We start from the raw sequence: 23,094 nt of genomic DNA on the forward strand, positions 1-23,094 counted from the left end.
GGCAGCGTCAGTCGCCGCCCGAACCGCCGTCGCCACCGCCGCTGTCACTGCTGCTGTCGCTGTCGCCGCTGTCGCTATCGCTGCGGTCGCGCGACGAGCGATGATGCTCGCGCTCGCCGGTGACGTCCTGGCCATCCGCCCCGCGTCCCGCGCGTCGGCGGCGCGCCATTTCTTCTTTCTGTGCGATCTTCATGCGCCGCATCTTGGACCCGGCGATGTACCAGACTATTGACAAAGGCAACACACAATAGCCCAAAAACGTCATAATCCCTGCGACAATACTGTGCTCGGTAAATGCCATCAGGCCAACTACGTAGATCCATGCAATAGCGACAAGCCACATACAACTTTCCTTGGAAAAGATTGAAACAATGAACGCAAACATGAATATGCCCGACCCGCAAGCGATGGCCTCCGCATGGATGTCCCAAATGACCGATCCCTCCGCCTGGCAGGCGATGTTCGGGGCGACGCCGCAGGGCGCCAGTCCGGTGGCCGGCCTGCTCAAGGACGCCGGCGCAACTATTCCGCCACAGGCAATGGAATCGTTGCGCAACGATTACCTGCAAAAAGCCGCCGGATTATGGCAAGAATTTCTTGCAGGGAAAACTCCCTCGCTCACCGACCGCCGCTTTGCCGCGCCGGAATGGTTGTCCAATCCGATGTCCGCATTTAGTGCCGCATCATACCTGTTAAATGCCGAGTTTCTGACCGCCATGGCCGAAGCCGTCGAGACCGGCCCGCGCGAACGGCAAAAGATCCGCTTCGCGGTGCAGCAGATGGTCGACGCCATGTCGCCGGCCAATTTCCTGGCGACGAACCCGGAAGCGCAGCAACAACTCATCGAAACCAAGGGTGAAAGCCTCACCCGTGGCCTGAGCAATATGCTGACCGATATGCAGAAAGGGCGCATTTCGCTGTCGGACGAGTCGGCTTTCGAGGTGGGCCGCAACGTCGCCACCACGCCGGGCCAGGTGGTGTTTGAAAACGAGCTGTTCCAGCTGATCCAGTACACCCCGGCCACGCCGACCGTGCACCAGGTGCCCTTGCTCATGATGCCGCCTTGCATCAACAAGTTTTACATCCTCGATCTGCAGCCGGAAAACTCGGTGGTGCGCTACACGGTGGAGCAGGGCCACACGGTGTTCCTGGTGTCGTGGCGCAATCCCGATGCCTCGATGGGCGCGACCACCTGGGATGATTACGTCGAGAATGGCGCGATCAAGGCGATCGAAGTCACGCGCGCCATTTCCGGGGCCGACAAGGTCAACGCCTTCGGTTTCTGCGTCGGCGGCACCATCATGAGCACGGCGCTGGCGGTGCTGGCGGCGCGCGGCGAGCAGCCGGCGGCCAGCCTGACCTTGCTGACCACCTTGCTCGACTTCGAGGATACGGGCGTGCTGGAAGTGTTCATCGACGAAACCCAGGTGGCGATGCGCGAAAAAGCGCTGGCCAAGGGCGGGCTGATGCCGGGGCGCGACCTGGCCACGACCTTCTCGTCGCTGCGTCCAAACGACCTGGTGTGGAATTACGTGCAGTCGAACTATCTGAAGGGCAAGGAACCGCCACCGTTCGACTTGCTGTATTGGAATTCCGACAGCACCAACCTGCCGGGGCCGATGTTTTGCTGGTATCTGCGCAATACGTACCTGGAAAACAGCCTCAAGGAGCCGGGCAAGCTGACCGTGGCCGGGGTGCCGGTCGACCTGGGCGCGATCGAGGCGCCGGTATTCGTGTACGGTTCCAAGGAAGATCATATTGTTCCCTGGAGTTCGGCGTATGGCTCGATGCACATTCTCAACCCGAAGAATGCGCAGGCCAACCGCTTTGTGATGGGCGCGTCCGGGCATATTGCCGGCGTGATCAACCCGGCCTCGAAGAACAAGCGCAGCTACTGGACCAACGACGCCTCTGCCGCGCCCAAGGGCAAAGGCAAGGCCAAGGCCAAGGTGGCGGCGGCGTCGGCGCAGGAATGGTTCGACGGCGCGACCGAGCACAAGGGAAGCTGGTGGCCGGAATGGGCCGCTTTCCTGGCTGAACACGGCGGCAAGGAAGTCAAGGCGCCGGCCAAGGCGGGCAGCAAGGCCTACCAGCCGATCGAGCCGGCGCCGGGGCGTTACGTCAAGGTCCGGGCGGACTGAGGCAGGCAATGGGGCAGGGCAACGGGGGTTGCCCTGCATTTATCGTTTGGGTGCGGCGCACTATTTGCTGCACGCGAACCGGTAAAGTGGTATTTTTGCGAATATCCACTCTATAATGCAAAAAGCAGGCCTGTCAGGAGCGGACCCCGGTCCGCTTTTTTTTCGTGATCAGTCAACATGCGCTGCGGCGCAATAAGTGGAACCTTGAGATGAGTAGTGCAAAAAAGAGTACGGAACGCCTGATCAAGAAGTACCCGAATCGTCGTCTGTACGATACCCAGACCAGTTCGTATATCACGCTGACCGACGTCAAGCAGCTGGTGCTCGACGCGGACGAATTCACCGTGATCGATGCCAAGACGAACGAAGACCTGACCCGCAGCATCTTGCTTCAGATCATTCTGGAAGAGGAAGCGAACGGCGCTCCGATGTTCTCGAGCGGTGTGCTGTCGCAGATCATCCGCTATTACGGCCATGCCATGCAGGGGATGATGGGGTCTTACCTGGAGAAAAACGTCCAGGCATTCACGGATATCCAGAACAAGTTCACCACCGGTTCGACCGGGGCGTTCGAGGGCAAGCCGTTCAGTCCGGAAATGTGGACCCAGTTCATGAATGTGCAGGGACCGATGATGCAGGGGATGATGAATAACTACATCGACCAGAGCAAAAATCTGTTCGTGCAGATGCAGGAACAGATGCAGAGCCAGAGCAAGAGCATTTTTGGGGCGGCGTTTCCGTTTCCGCCGGTAGAGAAGAAGTGAGGCGGAGGTAGTTAGGTACCTCTCGCCTCAACCTCCGTCGTTCCCGCCGAGTGCCGCCTTGGCGCGGGAACGACGGGATATGAGTGCATTCCATTGCGCGTTGGGTGGCGAACGTTCAAACCACCAACTCCCCCGCCCAAACAGGTATAATCGCAGATTACCCTGCCTTATTGTGCCTCCAACATGTCCGAACTTCGTCGTATTCCCCTTCCTGGTGCCGCTCCAAAAGTCGGCTTTGTCTCGCTCGGTTGCCCTAAAGCGCTGGTCGACTCCGAACAGATCCTGACCCAGCTGCGCGCCGAAGGTTACGAAACCGCCAAGTCGTACGAAGGCGCCGATCTCGTCATCGTCAACACCTGCGGTTTCATCGACGCCGCTGTCCAGGAATCGCTCGACGCCATCGGCGAAGCGCTGGCCGAAAACGGCCGCGTCATCGTCACCGGCTGCCTCGGCGCCAAAAAAGATGCTGCCGGCGACGATATCATCATGAAGGTACACCCGAAGGTGCTGGCCGTCACCGGCCCTCACGCCCTCGGCGAAGTCATGGACTCGGTCCACCTGCACCTGCCCAAGCCGCATGAGCCGTTCTTCGACCTGGTGCCGTCGCAGGGCATCAAGCTCACGCCGAAACATTACGCTTACCTCAAGATTTCCGAAGGCTGCAATCACCGTTGCAGTTTCTGCATCATTCCATCGATGCGCGGCGACCTCGTCTCGCGCCCGATCGCCGACCTGATGCTGGAAGCCGAAAACCTGTTCAAGGCCGGCGTCAAGGAACTGCTCGTCATCTCCCAGGACACCAGCGCCTACGGCGTCGACGTCAAGTTCCGCTCCGGCTTCTGGAACGGCCGTCCGGTCAAGACCCACATGACGCAGCTGGTCGAAGCGCTCGGCCAGCTGGCGGCCCAGTTCGGCGCCTGGGTGCGCCTGCACTACGTCTACCCGTACCCGCACGTCGACCAGATCATTCCGATGATGAGCGGCGGCTCGGTACTGCCTTACCTCGACATTCCGATGCAGCACGCCCATCCGGACGTACTCAAGCGCATGAAGCGCCCGGCCAGCGGCGAGAAAAACCTCGACCGCATCCAGGCCTGGCGCGCCATGAATCCGGACCTGACGATCCGCTCGACCTTCATCGCCGGCTTCCCGGGCGAAACCGAGGCCGAATTCGAGTACCTGCTGGACTTCCTCAAGGAAGCCCAGATCGACCGTCTCGGCTGCTTTGCGTATTCCCCGGTGGAAGGCGCCACCGCCAACCTGCTCGATAATCCCGTGCCGGAAGAAGTGCGCGAAGAACGCCGTGGCCGCGTCATGCTGCTGCAGGAAGAAATCTCGGCCAAGCGCCTGCAGGCCAAGGTCGGCAAGACCATGCGCGTGCTGGTCGATGAAGTCGGCGGCAAGGAAGCCATCGGCCGCTCGTGGGCCGACGCGCCGGAAATCGACGGCGTGGTCCACATCAAGCGTTCGCTGGTACCGGGCAAGAAGCTCACCGTCGGCGAATTTGCCGACGTCACCATCACCGCCGCCGACGCCCACGATCTGTGGGCCTCGGTCGTCTAGTTCACCACGGCTGGCACGGCCGCCCGGTGGCCGCGCCGCCACCGGAAAGCCCGCCAGCCGATGAAAACTTCCCCCCAGACCCAACTGATTCATAACGCCTACGAGCCGCCCGCCGGCTTCGCGGCATTTCCCACCCCGATCCATCATGCCTCGACGGTCCTGTTCAAGGATGTCGCGGCGATGCGCTCGGGCGACTGGAAAGAGAAGAACGCCTACACCTACGGCCTGCACGGCACGCCGACCACCTTCACCCTGGAAGCACGGCTGGCCGCGATCGAGGACGGCCAGTTCTGCCTGCTGGCGCCGAGCGGGCTGGCGGCGATCGCCATGGTCGATTTTGCGCTGCTCAAAAGCGGCGACGACGTGCTGCTGCCCGATAATGTGTACAACCCGAACCGCGAACTGGGCCGCTGGCTCAGCCAGGATTTCGGCATCACCGCGCGTTATTACGATCCGATGATCGGCGCCGGCATCGCAGAATTGATGCAGCCCAATACGAAGCTGGTCTGGACCGAGGCGCCCGGCTCGGTCTCGATGGAAGTGCCCGATTTGCCGGCGATTTGCAAGGCGGCGCACGCCGCAGGCGCGCTGGTGGCGCTGGACAACACCTGGTCCGCCGGGCTGGCGCTGCGCGGCTTCGAGCATGGCGTCGACATCATCATGCAGGCGCTGACCAAGTACCAGTCGGGCGGCTCGGACGTGCTGATGGGCGCCGTGATCACGCGCGAGCGCGCGCTCAACGACCGCATTGCGCTGGCGCATATGCGCCTCGGCATGGGCGTGAGCGCTGACGACGCGTATCTGGTGCTGCGCGGGCTGAGCAGCATGAAGCTGCGCTTCGAGGCGCACGATGCGGCGGCCCGGAAAGTGGCGGCCTGGCTCAAGGCGCGCCCGGAGATTGCGCGGGTGCTGCATCCGGCCTTTGCCGACTGCCCGGGGCACGCGCACTGGAAGCGCGACTTTACCGGCGCGGGCGGTTTGTTTTCGGTGGTGTTCGATGCGCGTTACAGCGAGGAGCAGACCGACCGCTTCGTCGATAGCCTGGCATTGTTCGGCATCGGCTACAGCTGGGGCGGGGCGAACAGCCTGGTCATGCCGTACCGGATGCAGGCGATGCGCAAGCAGTGGAAGGATGCCGGGGTGCTGGTGCGCTTCAATATCGGTCTGGAAGATGCCGACGATCTGATTGCCGACCTGGAGCAGGGGCTGGCGCGGCTTTGAGCCGCTACCTTCGTCGGTTCTGGCATTGCCAGAACCGACTTCCCGCGCCAAGGCGGCACGCGGCGGGAACGACGGTATCGGTTAACCCGGCATCGCCCGATTCTTCTCCAGATCGAAATACCCTTTCAACAAGCGGTAAGCCTTCCAGATCCACGCCAGACCACCCACCACATACCCGATGAGGATGCCAAGGCCGAACACCCACCACAAGGTGAAGACGAAAAACGCAGCAACGACGGCCCACACGAAAAACCACCAGAACGAGCGGATCATCCAGCTGTGATGGCTGTACAAATACGAGCCCTCCGTATCCGGCCGCTTGATATAGTTGGCGATCAAGGGCACGACCGAAAGCAGGCCCAGCGAGAAAACCAGGGTCAGCGCGTGCACGATATACAGAATCCGCACGATGTTTTTTTGTTCTTCCAGATTGGAATCGAGTACCAGGTCTTGCGTCATGATTCATGCTCCTTTAGCAATATGACCCGATTGTAGCAGTCCCGCCGCATCCCCTCCGCTTGTTTCGCATGCATATCATGCGTGGCGCATCAGTGCATCCACCCAGGAAACAATTCCATTCACATCCATCGCGCCCGGCTGGCGCGCCACTTCGCGGCCATTCCTGAACAGCGCCAGGGTGGGAATGCTGCGGATGTTGTAGCGCGCCGCCAGATCCTGCAGGTGCTCGGTATCGACCTTGAGCAGCCGGATGCGCGGTTCGAGCCGCCTGGCCGCCTGCTGGTAAGCCGGCGCCATCATCTTGCACGGTCCGCACCATTCGGCCCAGAAATCGACCAGCACGGGAATATCGTTGCGCTCAATGTGCTTGTTGAAGCGTTCCGTGTTGACGTCGATCGGCATGCCGACGAAGAGCTCACGCGCGCATTTGCCGCACACGGGGGTGTCGTTCAGGCGCTCGTGCGCGAGCCGGTTGACCGCTTCGCAATGCGGGCAGACGATGTGGACGGGGTCGGTCATGAAATCCTCCTGCGTACTGATTGGTAGAACGCCATTGTAGACCGGGCGCCGCCAACCGTGTTCGGCTCGCGCGCCGCGCGCTGCTACACTTTCTCACCATGACAAATCGTACACATGACAACGCCGGCGCGCTGCGCATCGGCTGCGCCGGCTGGACCATTTCACGCGAGGCGGCGGGCGCGTTCGAGACCGGCGGCAGCCATCTGGAACGCTATGCGCGCGTGCTCGGCACGGTCGAAATCAACTCCTCGTTTTATCGTCCGCACCAGCCCAGGACCTACGCGCGCTGGGCGGATAGCGTGCCGCCGGAGTTCCGCTTCGCGGTCAAGCTGCCGCGCACCATCACGCACGATGCGCGCCTTGTGGGCATCGATGCGCCGCTGAGCCAGTTCGCGGCTCAAGCTGGCGCCCTCGGCGACAAGCTCGGTTGCCTGCTGGTGCAGCTGCCGCCCAAGCTCGATTTCGATGCCGCCGTCGCCAGCGACTTTTTCGCGCGCCTGAAAGACACCTTCGGCTGCATGATCGCCTGCGAAGCGCGCCATCGGACCTGGTTCGGCGAAGACGCCAGCGCGCTGCTGCGGCGCGCAGCGGTCACGCGCGTGATCGCCGACCCGGCCAAGGGCCAGGAGGGCCCGCACGTGCCGACCACGGAGAGCATCTACGTGCGCCTGCATGGCTCGCCGCGCATCTACTACTCGCCTTATTCGGCGGATTATCTGGCCCAGCTGGCGCGCGACATGGCGACCCACGCGGCGCACGGGCGCGATGTCTGGTGCATTTTTGACAACACGGCGTCCGGCGCGGCGCTGCCCAATGCGCTCGAGCTGCGCGCAGCGCTCGGCCTTGCGCGGCCCGGCCTTGCGCGGCCCGGCCAGGTGTCGCCTACGACAGCGCCAGATCCAGGTCTTCCAGCCTGATCGGCTTGGTGAAGTGCCGGGCGAACCCGGCCTCCAGCGCCAAGGTGCGGTCCTTTTCGCTGCCGTAGCCGGTCAGGGCAATGAGTTCGATGCCGGCGGTACGCTCGTCGGCCTTGAGCGCGCGCGCCACCGCATAGCCGTCCATGCCGGGCAGGCCGATATCGATAAAGGCCAGCTCCGGCTGCACCGCCAGCGCCGTGGCAATCGCTTCCGGCCCGCTGGCGGCGCTGACCACCTCGCACGAGCGCAGCTGCAGCAGCATCGACATCATCTCGCGCGCGTCCGCGTTGTCTTCCACCAGCAGCACGCGGCGCAGGCGCGCCGATTGGGCCGCTGGCGCGTCCGGCGCCACGGCGGCGTGCCCGGCCAGGCGTGGCAGGGTGACGGTGGCGGTGCTGCCCTTGCCGCTGCCTTCGCTGTCGATGCGCACGAAGCCGCCATGCAGTTCGACCAGCCGGCGCACCAGCGACAGGCCGATCCCCAGCCCGCCATGGGCGCGCTGCAGGCTCTGCTTGCCCTGCACGAAAATGTCGAACACGTGCGGCAGCAGGTCGGCCGGGATGCCGAGCCCCGCATCGCGCACGCTCAGTTCGGCCGCGTCGCCCACGTGGCGCACCGACAGCACGATCTCGCCGCCGCCCGGACTGTATTTGATGGCGTTGTCGAGCAGGTTGTCGATCACTTGCAGCAGGCGGGTCGGATCGGCGCTGACGGTGGCCGGCACGGTATCGAGGCGCACGGTGAAGGCGGCCGTGCGCCCGCTCGCCTTGAGCGTGTCGACGCAGCGCTGCAGCACCTCGGCCAGGTCGACCGGCGCCTTGTCCAGTTCCAGCTTGCCCATCAGGGCGCGGTTCACTTCGAGCAGGTCGTCGACCAGCTTGCGCAGGTGGTCGGTCTGGCGCCGCAGCACGTCGCGCGCGCGCTGGGCCATGGCGTCGTCGATATTGCGTCCGTTGTCGAGGATCGAGACGGCGCTGGCGACCGCGCTGAGCGGGTTGCGCAGCTCGTGGCCGAGCATCGCCAGGAACTCGTCCTTGGCGGCGTTCTGTTCTTCGGCGCGGGCGCGTGCGGTTTTTTCCGACACCAGCAGCGCATTGCGTTCGTTCTCGGCGTCGGAGCGCGAGCGCATTTCGGCCTGCAGGCGCTTGCTCGCTTCGCGGATCGCTTCGTTCAGGCTTTCCAGTTCATGGATGCCGGAGCGCGCCAGGGCGTTTACTTCGCCACCCTGGCCGAGCAGGGCCGCGGCTTGCGAGGCGCGCGCCACGAAGCGCACCAGGTGGCGTCCGGCCACCATGGCCAGGGTCAGCGCCGCGATCAGGGCGATCACCAGGCCGGCGCTCATCACCGGCACCCCGCGCCACACGGCCGCGTCGATCTCGGCCAGCGGCGCGCCGATGACGATCGACCAGCCCGAGCGCTCGGAGCGGGTGAAGGCGTCGACCACTTCGGTGTTGTCGCCCGACAGATGCGTGAACACGCCGCTGCGCGTCTTGTTGATGACGGCCAGGGTGGCGGGACGGACCGTGAGGCCGACGAATTTGTCGGCGTTCGCGCTGCGCGCGATGATGATGCCGGCGCGGTCGAGGATCGCCACGCGCCAGCCCGGCGGCAGGGTGCGCCCGGCGAACGAATGCGCAAAGAAGGCCGGCGAAAACGCTTGCCCGATCACGTAACGCTGGCCGGCCGGGGTCTGGATTGGTTGCTCGACCATGACGAAATGGTTTTTCAGCACTTCGCCCCACTTGATGCCGGTGACCTGGCCCTGGCCCGAGGCGAGCATCGCCGTCACCTGTTCCGGATCGGGGCGCCTGGGCAGGTCGACGCCGTAGGCGCGGCGCGTGTTGAGCAGTTGCTGGCCGTTGGTGTCGTACAGGATGATCCAGCCGCCCGGCGCGGCGCTCGCCTCGCGCGCTTCCTCGTAGAAGCGGGCCAGGTCGCCGCGCGCCAGCGCGTGCGAGTGGCCCAGCACCTTGAGCACCGACTGGGCCCGGTAGATATCGGCGTCGATGGCGCGCGCGGTCAGCGTGGCGCTTTGCTCGATGCGGCCGATGGCCGAGCTGTGCTGGGTGTCCTGCAGGATGTGCAGCGCAATGCCGCCGAACACGGCAACCGGAACGACAATCGAGAGGGCCAGGACGATGTAGTGGGAACGCAGGCGCATCAACGGGAGGCGCCGCTGCGGCGCAAGAGGGACTTTGCTGGCATGAATGGACGTATGAATGGAGGATCGGACGTGGCGGGAACAATGGGCGCGATTTTACCGCACCGGCCGCCGCGTCAGGAAAATCGCTTCAGCGTCCGCGCCGCTCGTGCTCCACGGCCAGCGGCAGCATCGCGCGCCACAGTGCCAGTCCGGCCATGCTGGCGCCGCCGCACAGCCAGCCGCGCAGGTCGAGCGTGGGCTGGGTGGACAGGAACCACATCATCGCCACCATGCCGCCGATGGTCACGATCATGCCGGCCAGCGCCGCCCAGGCGCGCCAGTTGGCCGCGCGCGCGTTGGCGGCGGTGCTCAGGGTCAGGGCGATTTGCTGGTTGATGTTCATGCGCTACAGCATACCTGCTGGCATGGCGAATGTCCACGCCGGGCGGGCAGGCTTGCTGCTACACTCACGTTCAATGCTTGACTGAAACTAACCATCCAACCAGACGACACCGCGCGGCGGTGAACCGACGATGAAAACGTATCTTGGAAGTTGCCATTGCGGCGCCGTACGCTTCGAGGCCGATATCGACCTGAGCCTGGAAACCTTGCGCTGCAACTGCTCTTTATGCAAAAAGATCCGCTGGTGGGCGGCGATCGTGAAACCGGAATCGTTCCGCCTGCTGTGCGGCGCCTCGGAGCTGAGCGATTACCAGTTCCAGCGCCGGGTCGAGCATCACCTGTTTTGCCGCCACTGCGGGGTGCCGCCGTTCGGCATCGGCCAGTCGCCCCGCCTGGGCAAGTTTTACGGCGTCAATGTCGCCTGCCTGGACGGCGTCACCGACGAAGAACTGTCCTGGGTGCCGGTGCGCTACGTGGATGGACGCAACGACGAGTGGGACAAGCCGCCCGCCGAAACGGGCTATTTGTAAGCTGTAACGCGTGCCGACGCCTCAGCGGTGGCGCCAGCCGCGCCCGATATGCGCGCGCCCGTGGCCGCCGTGGCCCCAGTAGCGCCCGAAGCCGAATCCGAGACTGATCGAGACGGGCGGATACCAGTAGGCCGGTTCCTCGATGTACACGGGCGCCGGCACATACACGGGCTGCGGCACATACACCCGCTCGACCACGGTGACCGGGCGCGACGAATACTCGACGCGCGAACCGGTGGGCGAGGCGGCCGCCACGCGCTCGCCTGTGCCGGGCGCGACCGGCGTGACGGACACCACGCGCCACTGGGTCGGGTCGGACGGCTGGGCGTAGCGGGGTGACGAAGGATAGGTGGCACAGCCGCCGAGCGCGGCCAGCACACCGATCAATAACAGGTTTTTCATGGCGGGAAACTCCTCATTCCGATGCGATCACTATAGGCAAATGGCAGGTGGCGGCGCTGCTACTTACAGCTTGTTACAACGATGACATCATACGAAACTTTTTTGTCATTGACACCTTCCTACATGTACACTATGGAAATGTTTACATAACTAGACGACGTGGAGCGCGATTTGCAGGTGGATGAGCAAGAACTGGGTCATTATCGGCTGAAGCGTCTGTTGGGTGAGGGTGGCTTCGGGCAGGTATACGAGGCCTGGGATTCCAAGCTCCAGCGTACCATCGCCATCAAGCGACTCAAACCGCAATTGCTGTCGTCGCGGCCGGAAAACCTGCTCGACGAGGCGCGCCTGGCCGCGTCCCTGCGCCATCCGAGCTTTGTGCGCATCTTCTCGATCGAGGGCGATGCGGCCCACCAGTCGATCATCATGGAATTCGTCGATGGCTGCACCTTGCGCGAAGCGGGCAAGAGCGGTCCGATGCCCCAAGACAAAGTTCTCGACATCGTGGCCCAGGTGGCCGACGCCATGCGCGAAGCCCACGCGGCCCAACTGATCCACGGCGATATCAAGCCGGCCAACCTGATGCTCGAAGCGTCCGGCAAGGTGCGCATCATGGACTTCGGCCTGGCGCGCAAGATCGATCCGCAAGCGACCGAATCGATCGCCTTCGACCAGACCGAGGGCACTATCGCCTATCTGGCGCCGGAACTGATGATGGGTTCCACCCTGAGCCCGCAAAGCGATGTGTATGCGCTCGGCGTGGTGATGTACGAGTTGCTGACCGGTACCCGGCCGTTTTCGCACCTGAGCGGGCTGGCGCTGGCCGCCGCCCACATTCAATCTTCGTCCGACTTGTGGCCGTTTCCGCCGCACACCGCGCCGGGCGTGATCGCGCTGGTGCGCGCCATGACGGCGCGCAAGGTCGAGGACCGGCTGGCCTCGATGCAGGCGGTGCAGGATGCGGTGCTGCGCCAGCTCAATCCCGCATCCGTCCCCGGCGAGGTCGACGGCGGCGGGCGCGAACGCGCGGCGACGCTGTTCGGCAAGAAGAAAGTGCGCGTTGCCATGGTCCTGGCCGCGCTGGCGATCGGAGTGGGCGGCGTGCTGCGCACCGGTGTGCTGAACGACTGGTACCAGCGCAACGATCCCTTCTTTTCCGAAGCGACGGCGATGCAGACCGGACTGACGGCGCTGCGGACCTTCGAACGGCCCGAGAGCCTGGACCTGGCCGAGCGCAGCTTCAGCGCCATTCTCGCGCGCGATCCGAATCACGCCGCCGCCGCCGCGGGATTGTCGTTCGCCTACTGCTTCAAGCAAACCAGCGAACACCGCGACGACGTCTGGCTCAGGCGCGCCGATGCCAGCGCCCAGCTGGCCATCAAGCTCAACCCCCAGCTGGCGCTGGGCTACGCGGCCCAGTCGACCGTGCGCTCGGGCCAGCGCCGGCTGCCGGAGGCGCTGTCGCTGGCCGACCATGCCTTGCGGCTCGACCCGCTCAACTGGTTCGGCCTGATTACCAAGAGCAACGCCCTGACGCGTTCGCGCCGCTATGCCGAGGCCGAACGCACCTTGCGCGATGCGATCAAGATCTATCCGGCCGACCACGTGCTGCAGGATTTGCTGGGCACCATGTATTTCGAGCAGGGTCAGCTCAAGGCCGCCGAAGCGGCTTTCCGGCATAGCATCAAGCTGCAACCGGATACGGTCAGTTCCTACGCCAACCTCAGCCTTGCCTTGCAGCGCCAGAACCGCATGGATGAAAGCCTGCAAGTGTTGCAGCAAGGCTTGCAGGTGCGTCCGACGGGCGGGCTCTACACCAATCTGGGCAATGCCCTGTTCAACCGTGGCGATTACGTCGGCGCGGCCGAGGCCTTCGAGCGCGCCGTCGCGCCCCCGTTCGCGACCACCTCCGATTACCTGCGCTGGGCGAACCTGGGCGATACCCTGCGCTGGATTCCGGGGCGCGAGGAAGATTCGCGCAAGGCTTACCGGCAAGCGATCGGGATGCTCAAGCCGATGCTGACCGATGCCCCGGGCGACGCCACCTTCCAGTCGCGCATGGGGCTGTACGGCGCGCGCCTGGGCGAGCGTGCCGCCGCGCTCGAGCATACCCGGCGCGCGGTGGAAATGCGGCCGGAAGACCCCAACCTGCGCTTTCGCGCGCTCATGGCTTACGAGCTGCTGGGCGAGCGCGACCGCGCCCTGGCGGAGCTGGCGGCGGCGCGCGAGCGAGGTTATCCTCTCCATCTCATCAACGCCGAGCCCGATCTGATCGCGCTGCGGCGCGACCCGCGGTACTTTGATTCCACCACAGAAAGTGATAAATGAAGAAAGCGACATCGATGCTTCTTGAAGCAAACTTCGACATCAACCAGATCGGCGAAACGCTGGAATGGAAGTTCAGCCGCAAGGATGGGGATGGCAACCCGCTCACCGGCCGTTACGCCGGCGCCATCTATTTCACGATGGGCGAACTGGTGCACATCAAGGTGCGTGCGGGCGGCTATGAGCGGTTCGAGTCGTTCAAGGTGCTCGATTGCTCCCTCATTACCCGCCCGCAAATCGTCTGTATCGCCCCCGGCCAGCTGGCCACCTACGCCAGCCCGTCGCCGTTCGACGGCGTGGCCGGCGCCTGCGTGGCGATCGCCCCCGACGAATTCGGCCCGCCCCGTGCCAGGGAGAGCGAGGATGACGGGCGCAAATACCACACGATGTCGCGCAAATGGGACAACTTCCTCACCGTCGGCGAAGATACCGGCCGCTGGGAAGTCTCGTTCGTGCTGACCGTCGAGATCACGCGCCGCTCCGGCAAGCAGGACACGCGCGTGTTCGTGTTCGATCCGGAAGGCGTGGTCGGCGCCGGCGTCACCCCGCCGGACATGGCTGACACCGACGGCGTCGTCGCGTGCATGCCGGAAGGCGAGGTGGTCGGCAGCTTGCCGGCCTGATCCGGGTAAGCTAGCTGGTGCCGGCGTCCAGGCCCAGCACCCGCAAGTGGCGGCGCAGCGCCTCGCTCGGGGTTTTGAGGAGCGATGCGCACAGGGCCAGGTCGCCGCCATGGGCGCGCAGGGCGGCATCGAGTTCGTCGCGCGGAATCAGGGCCGCCGGGCGGATTGCCGGATGGGCTTCGATGAGCTTGTACAGCGAGGGCCGCGACAGGCCCAGCTGCTGGGCCGCGCCGCTGATCTGCCAGCCGTGTTCTTCCAGCGCGCCGAGCAGGTCGTCGTTGCTGACCTCGGCCAGCTTGCGCCGCGGCGCGGTATCGAGCGGCGCTTTCAGGCTGGCGCTGCGCGGCTGTTCGTGCGGCTGCCCGTTCGGCTGCCCGTTCGGGGCGGCCAGGCTGGCGCTGGCCGAGCGCAGCGGCGCCGGCGCCTGCACATACTGCGACAGCAGCGGGCGCTCGCCCGCCTGCAGCGCCATCACCATGCGCCGCGCCACATTGGCCAGCTGGCGGATATTGCCCGGCCAGTCGTAATTGCACATCTCGCTCACCAGCGCCGGGGGAAAGGCGGCCAGCTCCTCGGCTTTCAAGCCGCAGCCCTTGAGCATGTGCAGCAGCAGCACCCCAATATCTTCGCGCCGCTCGCGCAAGGTCGGCACCCGGATCACGAACGCTTCCATGCGGCGCAGCAAAGGCTGGTTGAACCCGCGCGCGTCCAGATCCTGGTCGGTGGCGGCGATCAGGCGCGCCGTGGTGCGCGCATCCTGGCTCGCGCCGAGCGGGCGGTAGCAGCCCGTTTCCAGCACCCGCAGCAGCATCGGCTGCACCGAGGCCGGCGTGTCGCCCAGCTCGTCGAGGAACAGGGTGCCGCCATCGGCTTCGGCAAACAGTCCCTGGCGCGGCGCCTGCGCGCCCGTGTACGCGCCCTTGGCCGCACCGAACAGGTCGGCCGCGGCCAGCGACTCGCTCAGGGTCGCCATGTTCACCGCCACCAGCGGATTGGCGCTGCGCTTGCTGGCCTGATGGATCGCGCGCGCGGCCACATCCTTGCCGGTACCGGTTTCGCCCAGTAGCAGCACGGCCAGGTCGGTGCCCGCCACCTGGCGGATCAGTTCGCGCGTGGCGATGGCGCCGCTGCTCACGCCCAGCAGGCCGGGAAACAGGTTAGGGCGGGGAAAACTCGTCATCCAGTGCAGGCACAGCAGCACATGGCCGCCCAGGCCCAGCACCACGCCGGCGCCCACCTCCTCGCGGGTGAAACTGCGCGTGCCGCTCAGCAGCGTGCCATTGACTTCGAGCGCCATGCGGCTGTCGGGCGCGGCCAGTTCGACGCCGTCATCGGCGGTACGGCGCACCATCAGCGGCGCGCGCGCGATCGCCCGGTGGCCCAGCGCGATGCCATCCTGGCCGGGACGGAAAAACAGCGGAGCGTAGCGGCACACCTCGATCGCGCCTTCCTCGGCCGGTCCGATGAACTGCTCGCCGATGCGCTCGGTTTCCGGGTGCCACAGGATCGTCAGGCCCAGCAAGGCACTGGTGATGCCATTTTTCTGCGAGAAAAGCTGTGTCGTCAGCGTGTTATCAACATCATTCACCGTTCGGCTCCATGGCACAGCGTTTAGTAATTGCCAATTATAGAGCAAGCCCGGCAATTGTTGACATGTAAAGGGACTGCGCTTTACACGTGTTTTACACGTTTCGTGTCATCTCCCCTCCGGGCGCATGCGCGTCATCTTGCCCCTGAACATGTAAATAACCCTCGCTTTACATGCCCGTTGACATGTTTTGCCTTGTAAATCAGGGAATTGCCATGCCATTTTCGCACTTATCAGTGTGGCACGGGAGTTGCTATGTACCTAAGCGTGGCCTTGTCGGGCTGCAAGTGGCTAAACCGCCGGAGAGAGTTGGAAACATGGGTATCGTGATCGAGAGTTATGCATTTGTTGGCGTGGCCACCCGGGCAACCGGGCCGACGGCCCAGGTATGGCTGCCGCCCGGCTTTACGCTGACCGGCGGCGGCGCCTACGACATGGGCCGCGGCACCTCGAACACGCTGACCGCCTGCTACCCGACCCGCAACCACGCCGGCGTCTTCAACGGCTGGACCGCGGCCGGCCGCGATTTCGGCCTGGCCGACCCGGTGCCGCTGGCGGTGTACGCGGTGGGCATCCGCATCACCCGCGACGGCGTGCCGGTCAAGGTCGAGCAGCAAGTATTTTCTGCCACCAGCGCGCTGGTGTCGGAGCCGGGCGTGAGCGTCAAGCTCGGCGCCGGCTGGATCGGCACCGGCGGCGGCGCCCAGGACAACTACGCCTCCCCCGTCAACGGCAACATGCTCACGGCCAGCTACCCGCTGATCGGCGCCGACGGCAAGATCTGCGGCTGGAGCGCTTCCGGGCGCGACCACGACGCGGCCGACCAGGCCCGCGTGACCGCGTTCGTGATCGGCATCCGCACCGGGCCGGACGTGGCGCTGGAAGCCCACATCGTATCGAACACCAGCCTGCTGACCGGCTACCCGAGCGCGCTGGTGGCGGCGCCCCACGGCAATGCCGTGGTGGCCGGCGGCGGGGCGCTGGTGGGCGAAAACGGGCGCGGCACGATGCTGAGCGCCTCGTGTCCCATCATCAGCAGCCAGGACGGCCGCCTGACCGGGTGGTTCGCCGCCCGCAAGGTGCAAAAATCAGCCCCGCCGAGCGGCATTACCGCGTATGGAGTCATGCTTGAAGCTGCGTGACTGGATCCTGATCGGCATGGCGCTGCTGGCGATGGCGGTGGACCTGCCGGCGCGCGCCGCCAGCGCGGTCGGCGCCAGCGGCGGCCTGCTGGCGAACGGCATCCACTCGGACCGGCTGGCATGGCAGCACTTCGCCGGCATCGTGGCGCCGGCGGGGCGCGGCCGGGTCGAATTCGAAACCTGGGCCAGCGACGAAAACATCTACACCGAGACCCCGGCCTGGCCCGGCGAGGACCCCGGCCCGCGGCGCCTGCGCAGCAGCGTGCTGCAGCGCGTGCTGGCGCCCCATGGCAGCCTGGGTGCCCTCGGCGGCGACTGCGGCGCGGTGGCCAATGCCGCCTCGGGCAATTTTCCGGTCGAGGCCGCGCAGCCCGGCCAGGCGCCGTGCTTTGCCGAAGAAGTCAGGCGCAACCTCGCCACTTACCGCTACATCGTGCAGAACCAGTTGCATACCCAGGCCGGGCTGGCGGCCGCCTACCAGAAGGCGCAGGGCGGCTGGCGCGTGTCGCTGCCGGAAGACGCGGTCCAGGTCAAGGCCGACTGGGTGCCGGTCGATACCCTGGTCGCCTGGCTGGGACGCAACGGCGTGCGCCTGAACGCGGCGCAGGTGCGCGCCCAGTTCCACACTACCAGCGCGCAGGACACCACCTTTGCGATGGTGGCCATGCACATCAGCTCCAAGGATGCGCCGAACTGGGTCTGGGCCAGCTTCGAGCACCGCCTCAATCCGGGCCGCTGCGACACCATGGGCTGCAACGACAGCTACGGCGCGGCGCGGCGCCGGATCGCCCCGCTGGCGGGCACGCGGAACGGCCAGTACGCCGACTGCGCCAAGACGCCGGCCTTGAAAAAACTGTTCGAGGTCAAGCGCGTGGCGCCGGCGTGGCACAACTACTGCCTCAAGGCGTCCGAAATCGCCTTCGTGGCGCCCGGCGGCGAGCCGCTCATGCACGGCAATTCGTTCACCGAGCGGGTCGCGGCCGGGATTCCGATCAAGCGTTCCTCGTGCATCTCCTGCCACGCCAGCGCGGGCTTTAGCCGCGACGGCAGAGCGTACCTCAAACAACTCACATCGCACCCCATGGGTACGGTGAAACTGCCGGCCGAAATCGTTGCCAACGATTTCATCTGGGGCATCCTGACAATCAACGCCGTGCCAGTGGAGCAGGCGAAGAACCCGCATAACCTCGATCGAACGAGGATTACAGCCAGACGATAGGCGGACGGCGTTCCACCGCGCCTGCCGCTGCACCCGTCGTCTCCTTTAACGCGCACCCCGAGTGCGCGTTTTTTTTGGCCGCCCGGGTCGCCTATAATTGCTTGAACACTCACACCTGGAGATCGCATGTTCACCATCCGCCTGGCGCGCCTGTCCGAAAAACCGCAGCTCGACGCGCTCATCGAGCGTTCCGGAATCGGCCTGGCCGCAGGGTTCTACACGCCGCAGGAAGCCGCCGCCGTCACGCGCGAGGTGTTCGGCGTCGATAGCGCGCTGGTGCGGGACGGGACGTATTTCGCGATTGACGATGGCGACACCGTGGTCGCCTGCGGCGGCTGGAGCCGGCGCGCCACCGATTTCGGCGGCGACGGCGCCAAGCAGGGCAACGACCGCCTGCTCGATCCGGCCACCGAGCCGGCGCGCATCCGCGCGTTCTTCGTCGACCCGGCGATGGCGCGCAAAGGGCTTGGCAGCATGCTGCTGCGGCACTGCATGGAGGCGGCCGCGCAGGCCGGTTTCCGTTCGCTGGAACTGGTATCGACCATGCCGGGCGAACCGCTGTACCTGGCACACGGCTTCGTGGCGATCGAGCCGATCGTGCTGCCGCTCGCCGGCGGCGTGGCGATCCGCCTGACGCGCATGGGGCGCAGCCTGCCAACTTAGTTTCCTAACCGGGGTCAGACCTCCGATTAGAAACAAAAACATTTCGAATCGGAGGTCTGACCCCGGTTAGGAAATATTGCAAGACGGCGAGGTACAGGCGGGGAGCTTACGCGAGGATGGCGAGCAGGCCGTCCAGGCCCGTGTAGGTCAGCGCCACGTCGGCCTGGGCGCGCACCACGGGCTTGGCGCGGAACGCCACCGACAGGCCGGCGATGCTCATCATGCGCAGGTCGTTGGCGCCGTCGCCCATGACGATTGCCTGCGACGTGTCGATGCCGATGTCGGCGCATACGCGTTCGACCGTGCGCTTTTTTTCCTCGGCGTCGACGATCCCGCCCAGCACGCGCCCGGTAAGCTTGCCGTCGACGATTTCCAGCACGTTGGCATGCGTGTAATCGAGCCCCAGACGCGTTTTCAGGCGCTCGGTGAAGAAGGTGAAGCCGCCCGACACCAGCAGCGTGCGCAGGCCGGCCGCGCACACTGCCGCCAGCATCGCTTCGCCACCCATGGAAATGGCGAGGCGTTCCTCGTACACCCGTTCGAGCGCCGAGGCGTCCAGGCCCGCGAGCAGCGCCACGCGCCGCGTCAGGCTTTCGGAAAACTCCAGTTCACCGCGCATGGCCGCCTCGGTAATGGCCGCCACCTGGGGTTTGAGCCCCTGCATGTCGGCGATTTCGTCGATGCATTCGATGGTGATGAGAGTCGAGTCCATGTCCATCGCCACCAGCCGGAAGTCGGCCAGGGTGCGCCCGGGCGCGATGAAGGTGGCGTCGATGCGGGCCGCGCCGGCGGCCACCTCGATGGTCTGCTTGAGGACCTCGGAAAAATCGATCCGTTCGCAGCGGATGGCGCGCGGGCCCAGCTCCCTCACGCGCGCCGGATTGGCCAGTGCGGCGATGCGGCGCAGGGTGTCGATGGTCGTGTCAGGGCCTTGCAGCACCAGGTTCATGGTCGTCATGTTCGTTTTACGCTAACAGTTGTTTAATCGTTTGCTTGACCTGCGTGACCCGCGCCGCGAGATCCGGCATGCTGGCGGTGATTTTCAGCTTGTCCTGGCCGGCCAGCTTGATGTGGCGGTTCTTCTGGATCAGCGTGATGATGCGCATCGAGTCGATCGGCGGATTGACCATGAACTGCAGGCTGGCCGCTTCGCCGTGGGCATCGATCTTGATGATGCCGACCGTTTTGGCGGCGATGCGCAGGCGGTGCGTTTCGATCAGGGCCTTGACCGGGTCGGGCAGCTTGCCGAAGCGGTCGATCAGCTCTTCCTGCATGTCGTCGATCTTTTCCTGCGCGCCGCAGTTGGCCAGGCGCTTGTAGATCGACAGGCGTTCGTGCACATCGCCGCAGAAGTCGGCCGGCAGCAGCGCCGGCACGTGCAGGTTGATTTCGGTGGTGGTGGCCAGCGGCGCGGCCAGGTCGGGTTCCTTGCCGGCCTTGAGCGAACGAACCGCTGCGTTGAGCATGTCGGAATACAGCTGGAAGCCGATTTCGAGCATTTCGCCGGACTGGTTCTCGCCCAGCACTTCGCCGGCGCCGCGGATTTCCAGGTCGTGCATCGCCAGGAAAAAGCCGCTGCCCAGTTCTTCCATCTGCTGGATGGCGTCGAGCCGGCGCTGCGCCTGTTTGGTCAGGCTGCTCACATCGGTGACCAGCAGATAGGCATAGGCCTGGTGGTGCGAACGGCCCACGCGCCCGCGCAGCTGGTGCAGCTGCGCGAGGCCGAATTTGTCGGCGCGGTGCATGATGATGGTGTTCGCGGTCGGCACGTCGATGCCGGTTTCGATGATGGTGGTGCACAGCAAAATGTTATAGCGCTGCGCCACGAAGTCGCGCATCACCTTTTCCAGGTCGCGCTCGTGCATCTGGCCGTGGGCGACGCCGATGCGCGCTTCCGGCAGCAGCTCGGTGAGCATGGCGAAGCGGTTCTGGATGGTCTCGACTTCATTGTGCAGGAAGTAGATCTGGCCGCCGCGTTTGAGTTCGCGCAAACACGCTTCGCGGATGATCGAGCCGTCTTCGCTGCGCACGAACGTCTTGATCGCCAGGCGCTTTTGCGGCGCGGTGGCGATGATCGAAAAGTCGCGCAAGCCTTCCAGCGCCATGCCCAGCGTGCGCGGAATCGGCGTGGCGGTGAGCGTGAGCACGTCGACTTCGGCGCGCAGGGCCTTGAGCGCTTCCTTCTGGCGCACGCCGAAGCGGTGTTCTTCGTCGATGATGACCAGGCCCAGACGGGTAAACTGCACGTCCGGCGAAAGCAGCTTGTGGGTGCCGATCACGATGTCGAGCGTGCCGTCGGCCATGCCCTTGATCGCGTTGTTGATTTCCTTGCCGGTCCTGAAGCGCGACAGTTCGGCGATGCGCACCGGCCAGTCGGCGAAACGGTCGGCGAAGGTTTGCGCGTGCTGTTCGGCCAGCAGGGTGGTCGGCGCCAGGATCGCGACCTGCTTGCCGCCCATGACGGCGATGAAGGCGGCGCGCAGCGCCACCTCGGTCTTGCCGAAACCGACGTCGCCGCACACCAGGCGGTCCATCGGTTTGCCGGCGGTCATGTCCTTGATGACGTTGTTGATTGCCTCGGCCTGGTCGGGCGTTTCCTCGAAGCCGAAACTGTCGGCGAAGTTCTGGTAGTCGTGCGCCGAGTATTCGAAGGAGTGGCCCTGGCGCAGCGCGCGCCGCGCGTACAGGTCAAGCAGTTCGGCGGCGGTGTCGCGCACCTGTTCGGCCGCCTTGCGCTTGGCCTTTTCCCACTGGCCCGACCCTAAGGCGTGCAGCGGCGCGTCTTCGGGCGAGGCGCCCGAGTAGCGCGAGATCACATGCAGCTGCGAGACCGGCACATACAGCTTGGTATCCTTGGCGTATTCGAGGTGCAGGAATTCGGTTTCGCCTTCGCCCAGGTCCATGCTGGTCAGGCCCATGTAGCGCCCGATGCCGTGGTTGATGTGCACGACCGGGTCGCCGATCTTGAGTTCCGACAGGTCGCGCACCATCGACTCGACCTGGGTCACGCCTTCCTGCTTCTTCTTGCCGGCGCGCCGGCCCGAACCCGCATACAGCTCGGTCTCGGTGATGAAAATCAGGTTGCCGGTGCCAAGCTCCGACAATTCGAAGCCGGCCTGCAGGGGCGCTACGCCCAGCGCCAGTCTGGCGTCGGACTGCACGAAGCCGGCGAAGCCTTCGACCGGCACCAGCGCCAGGTTGTATTCGTTGAAGTACTGCTGCAGCGTTTCGCGCCGGCCGTTCGATTCGGCGCAGATCATCACGCGCGAGTCGTGTTGCTGGTTTTGCAGCAGGTAGGCGCGCAGATTGGTCAGCGGATCGTCGATGCGGCGGTTCACCGCAATGTTGGGAATCGGCGCCGACAGTTCGGACGCCTGCAGGTCTGCGTCCTTGGTGAGGACCCAGCGCCCGTACGATTTGGCCAGGGTGAAGAAGTTCTCGTCGCTCAGGAACAGTTCATCGGGCGCCAGGATCGGGCGGTCGCGGTCGGCCTTGAGGAAGCGGTAGCGCGATTCGGTATCGAGCCAGAAGCGCTTGATGGCGCCGTCGATGTCGCCCACCAGCGCCAGGCTGGCCTTTTGCGGCAGGTAGTCGAACAGGGTCGCGGTCTGCTCGAAGAACAGCGGCAGGTAGTATTCGATACCGGCCGAGGCGATGCCGCTGCTGACGTCCTTGTACACCACCGAGCGCGATGGATCGCCCTCGAAGCGTTCGCGCCAGCGGCTGCGGAAGGTGGTGCGGGCCGCTTCGTCCATCGGGAATTCGCGCCCGGGCAGCAGGCGCACTTCGCGCACCGGGTAGAGCGAGCGCTGGGTGTCGGCGTCGAAAGTGCGGATGGTTTCGATTTCGTCGCCGAACAGGTCGAGCCGGTAGGGCAGGGCGGAACCCATCGGGAACAGGTCGATCAGGCCCCCGCGCACCGAGTATTCGCCGGGCGACATCACCTGCGAATTGTGGGTGTAGCCAGCCAGGGTCAGTTGTGCCTTGAGCCGCGTTTCGTCGAGCTTTTCGCCCTGCTTGAAGAAGAAGGTGTAGGCGGCCAAAAACGATGGCGGCGCCAGGCGCACCAGGGCCGTGGTGGCCGGCACGATCAGGACGTCGCACTGGCCGTTCTGGATTTCGTGCAGGGTCGCCAGGCGTTCGGAGACCAGGTCCTGGTGCGGCGAAAAGGCGTCGTAGGGCAGCGTTTCCCAGTCGGGCAGCAGGTGGCAGGCCAGCTTGCCGTCGGCGAACCAGGGGATTTCATCGAGCAGGCGCTGGCCGTCGCTGGCGTTGGCCACGATCACGGTGAGCATCTGCTTTGCCGATTTGAGTTCGAGCGCCGCCACCGCCAGCGCATACGCGTCCGAGGATCCGTACAGGGTCGGAAGGGCGAAGCGGTTACCGGATTTCGGGAGTGATTTCTTTAAATCGAAAGGCATGCGGGCTGCGGGCTGTGAGCGGGACGGCTAATTATAGCTGGATATGGATAAC

At 65.1% G+C, this 23,094-nt stretch carries 20 protein-coding genes; 11 read left to right on the forward strand and 9 right to left on the reverse strand.

The annotated features are described in order from the left end of the window. Nucleotides 1-7: 7 nt before the first annotated feature. On the reverse strand, nucleotides 8-385 hold the full coding sequence (locus tag RBA41_RS26280) for a hypothetical protein (protein ID WP_306627260.1): 378 nt from the start codon (nucleotides 383-385) through the stop codon (nucleotides 8-10). On the opposite strand from RBA41_RS26280, the gene phaC reads away from it, so the two are divergent. The 4 genes from phaC (at nucleotide 384) to RBA41_RS26300 (ending at nucleotide 5,689) form a co-directional block, all read left to right on the forward strand. Then, the gene (gene phaC / locus RBA41_RS26285; RefSeq protein ID WP_374709601.1) at nucleotides 384-2,141 is read left to right on the forward strand and encodes a class I poly(R)-hydroxyalkanoic acid synthase; all 1,758 of its coding nucleotides are present in this window, start codon (nucleotides 384-386) and stop codon (nucleotides 2,139-2,141) included. The genes RBA41_RS26280 and phaC overlap by 2 nt on opposite strands. A gap of 209 nt (nucleotides 2,142-2,350) precedes the next feature. Beyond that, a complete protein-coding gene (phaR, locus tag RBA41_RS26290; protein ID WP_306627262.1) occupies nucleotides 2,351-2,905 on the forward strand; it encodes a polyhydroxyalkanoate synthesis repressor PhaR in 555 nt (184 codons plus the stop codon). A 183-nt stretch (nucleotides 2,906-3,088) separates the two neighbouring features. Beyond that, the gene (gene rimO / locus RBA41_RS26295; protein WP_306627264.1) at nucleotides 3,089-4,468 is read left to right on the forward strand and encodes a 30S ribosomal protein S12 methylthiotransferase RimO; all 1,380 of its coding nucleotides are present in this window, start codon (nucleotides 3,089-3,091) and stop codon (nucleotides 4,466-4,468) included. Nucleotides 4,469-4,528: 60 nt separating this feature from the next. Next, on the forward strand, nucleotides 4,529-5,689 hold the full coding sequence (locus RBA41_RS26300) for a cystathionine beta-lyase (RefSeq protein ID WP_306627266.1): 1,161 nt from the start codon (nucleotides 4,529-4,531) through the stop codon (nucleotides 5,687-5,689). Between the two features lie 81 nt (nucleotides 5,690-5,770). Here RBA41_RS26300 and RBA41_RS26305 read toward each other — a convergent pair whose 3' ends face one another. Continuing rightward, nucleotides 5,771-6,148 (reverse strand): DUF4870 family protein, encoded by a 378-nt coding sequence (locus RBA41_RS26305; RefSeq protein WP_306627268.1) that lies wholly within the window; start codon nucleotides 6,146-6,148, stop codon nucleotides 5,771-5,773. A gap of 75 nt (nucleotides 6,149-6,223) precedes the next feature. After that, nucleotides 6,224-6,667, reverse strand: a complete 444-nt coding sequence (trxC, locus tag RBA41_RS26310; RefSeq protein ID WP_306627270.1) for a thioredoxin TrxC — start codon at nucleotides 6,665-6,667, stop codon at nucleotides 6,224-6,226. Nucleotides 6,668-6,765: 98 nt separating this feature from the next. Here trxC and RBA41_RS26315 point away from each other — a divergent pair, with 98 nt between their 5' ends. After that, nucleotides 6,766-7,584: a DUF72 domain-containing protein gene (locus RBA41_RS26315; RefSeq protein ID WP_306627272.1), complete on the forward strand. Its 819-nt coding sequence runs from the start codon at nucleotides 6,766-6,768 to the stop codon at nucleotides 7,582-7,584. Here the strand turns inward: RBA41_RS26315 and RBA41_RS26320 are convergent. Next, nucleotides 7,550-9,745: a hybrid sensor histidine kinase/response regulator gene (locus RBA41_RS26320; RefSeq protein WP_306627273.1), complete on the reverse strand. Its 2,196-nt coding sequence runs from the start codon at nucleotides 9,743-9,745 to the stop codon at nucleotides 7,550-7,552. The two genes, RBA41_RS26315 and RBA41_RS26320, sit on opposite strands and share 35 nt — an antisense overlap. A 130-nt stretch (nucleotides 9,746-9,875) precedes the next feature. Then, complete coding sequence (locus tag RBA41_RS26325) at nucleotides 9,876-10,130, reverse strand: hypothetical protein (protein ID WP_306627274.1); 255 nt, start codon at nucleotides 10,128-10,130, stop codon at nucleotides 9,876-9,878. 130 nt (nucleotides 10,131-10,260) lie between these two features. On the opposite strand from RBA41_RS26325, the gene RBA41_RS26330 reads away from it, so the two are divergent. After that, on the forward strand, nucleotides 10,261-10,659 hold the full coding sequence (locus RBA41_RS26330) for a GFA family protein (protein WP_306627276.1): 399 nt from the start codon (nucleotides 10,261-10,263) through the stop codon (nucleotides 10,657-10,659). Between the two features lie 21 nt (nucleotides 10,660-10,680). On the opposite strand, the gene RBA41_RS26335 is transcribed toward RBA41_RS26330, so the two are convergent. Then, complete coding sequence (locus RBA41_RS26335) at nucleotides 10,681-11,061, reverse strand: hypothetical protein (protein WP_306627278.1); 381 nt, start codon at nucleotides 11,059-11,061, stop codon at nucleotides 10,681-10,683. 177 nt (nucleotides 11,062-11,238) lie between these two features. On the opposite strand from RBA41_RS26335, the gene RBA41_RS26340 reads away from it, so the two are divergent. Both RBA41_RS26340 and RBA41_RS26345 read left to right on the forward strand, forming a co-directional pair. Further along, nucleotides 11,239-13,389 (forward strand): protein kinase domain-containing protein, encoded by a 2,151-nt coding sequence (locus RBA41_RS26340; RefSeq protein ID WP_306627280.1) that lies wholly within the window; start codon nucleotides 11,239-11,241, stop codon nucleotides 13,387-13,389. Then, nucleotides 13,386-14,009, forward strand: coding sequence for a hypothetical protein (locus tag RBA41_RS26345; RefSeq protein ID WP_306627281.1), 624 nt, complete (start codon nucleotides 13,386-13,388; stop codon nucleotides 14,007-14,009). Before RBA41_RS26340 ends, RBA41_RS26345 begins: the two co-directional genes overlap by 4 nt. Nucleotides 14,010-14,019: 10 nt before the next feature. Here the strand turns inward: RBA41_RS26345 and RBA41_RS26350 are convergent, their stop codons facing one another. Beyond that, nucleotides 14,020-15,597 (reverse strand): sigma 54-interacting transcriptional regulator, encoded by a 1,578-nt coding sequence (locus RBA41_RS26350; RefSeq protein ID WP_306627283.1) that lies wholly within the window; start codon nucleotides 15,595-15,597, stop codon nucleotides 14,020-14,022. 317 nt (nucleotides 15,598-15,914) lie between these two features. On the opposite strand from RBA41_RS26350, the gene RBA41_RS26355 reads away from it, so the two are divergent. The 3 genes from RBA41_RS26355 (at nucleotide 15,915) to RBA41_RS26365 (ending at nucleotide 18,621) form a co-directional block, all read left to right on the forward strand. After that, nucleotides 15,915-16,739 carry a hypothetical protein gene (locus RBA41_RS26355; RefSeq protein WP_306627284.1) on the forward strand — a complete coding sequence of 275 codons (825 nt, stop codon included), beginning with the start codon at nucleotides 15,915-15,917 and terminating at the stop codon, nucleotides 16,737-16,739. Further along, the gene (locus tag RBA41_RS26360) at nucleotides 16,726-17,958 is read left to right on the forward strand and encodes a hypothetical protein (protein WP_306627285.1); all 1,233 of its coding nucleotides are present in this window, start codon (nucleotides 16,726-16,728) and stop codon (nucleotides 17,956-17,958) included. Before RBA41_RS26355 ends, RBA41_RS26360 begins: the two co-directional genes overlap by 14 nt. 126 nt (nucleotides 17,959-18,084) lie before the next feature. Beyond that, nucleotides 18,085-18,621 carry a GNAT family N-acetyltransferase gene (locus RBA41_RS26365; RefSeq protein WP_306627287.1) on the forward strand — a complete coding sequence of 179 codons (537 nt, stop codon included), beginning with the start codon at nucleotides 18,085-18,087 and terminating at the stop codon, nucleotides 18,619-18,621. A gap of 106 nt (nucleotides 18,622-18,727) precedes the next feature. Here RBA41_RS26365 and serB read toward each other — a convergent pair whose 3' ends face one another. Both serB and mfd read right to left on the reverse strand, forming a co-directional pair. Beyond that, nucleotides 18,728-19,570 carry a phosphoserine phosphatase SerB gene (gene serB, locus RBA41_RS26370; protein WP_306627328.1) on the reverse strand — a complete coding sequence of 281 codons (843 nt, stop codon included), beginning with the start codon at nucleotides 19,568-19,570 and terminating at the stop codon, nucleotides 18,728-18,730. 16 nt (nucleotides 19,571-19,586) lie between these two features. After that, a complete protein-coding gene (mfd, locus tag RBA41_RS26375; protein WP_306627289.1) occupies nucleotides 19,587-23,042 on the reverse strand; it encodes a transcription-repair coupling factor in 3,456 nt (1,151 codons plus the stop codon). Nucleotides 23,043-23,094: the final 52 nt, after the last annotated feature.

Source organism: Massilia scottii, from assembly GCF_030846495.1.
GTDB classification, from domain to species: domain Bacteria; phylum Pseudomonadota; class Gammaproteobacteria; order Burkholderiales; family Burkholderiaceae_D; genus Telluria_A; species Telluria_A violaceinigra.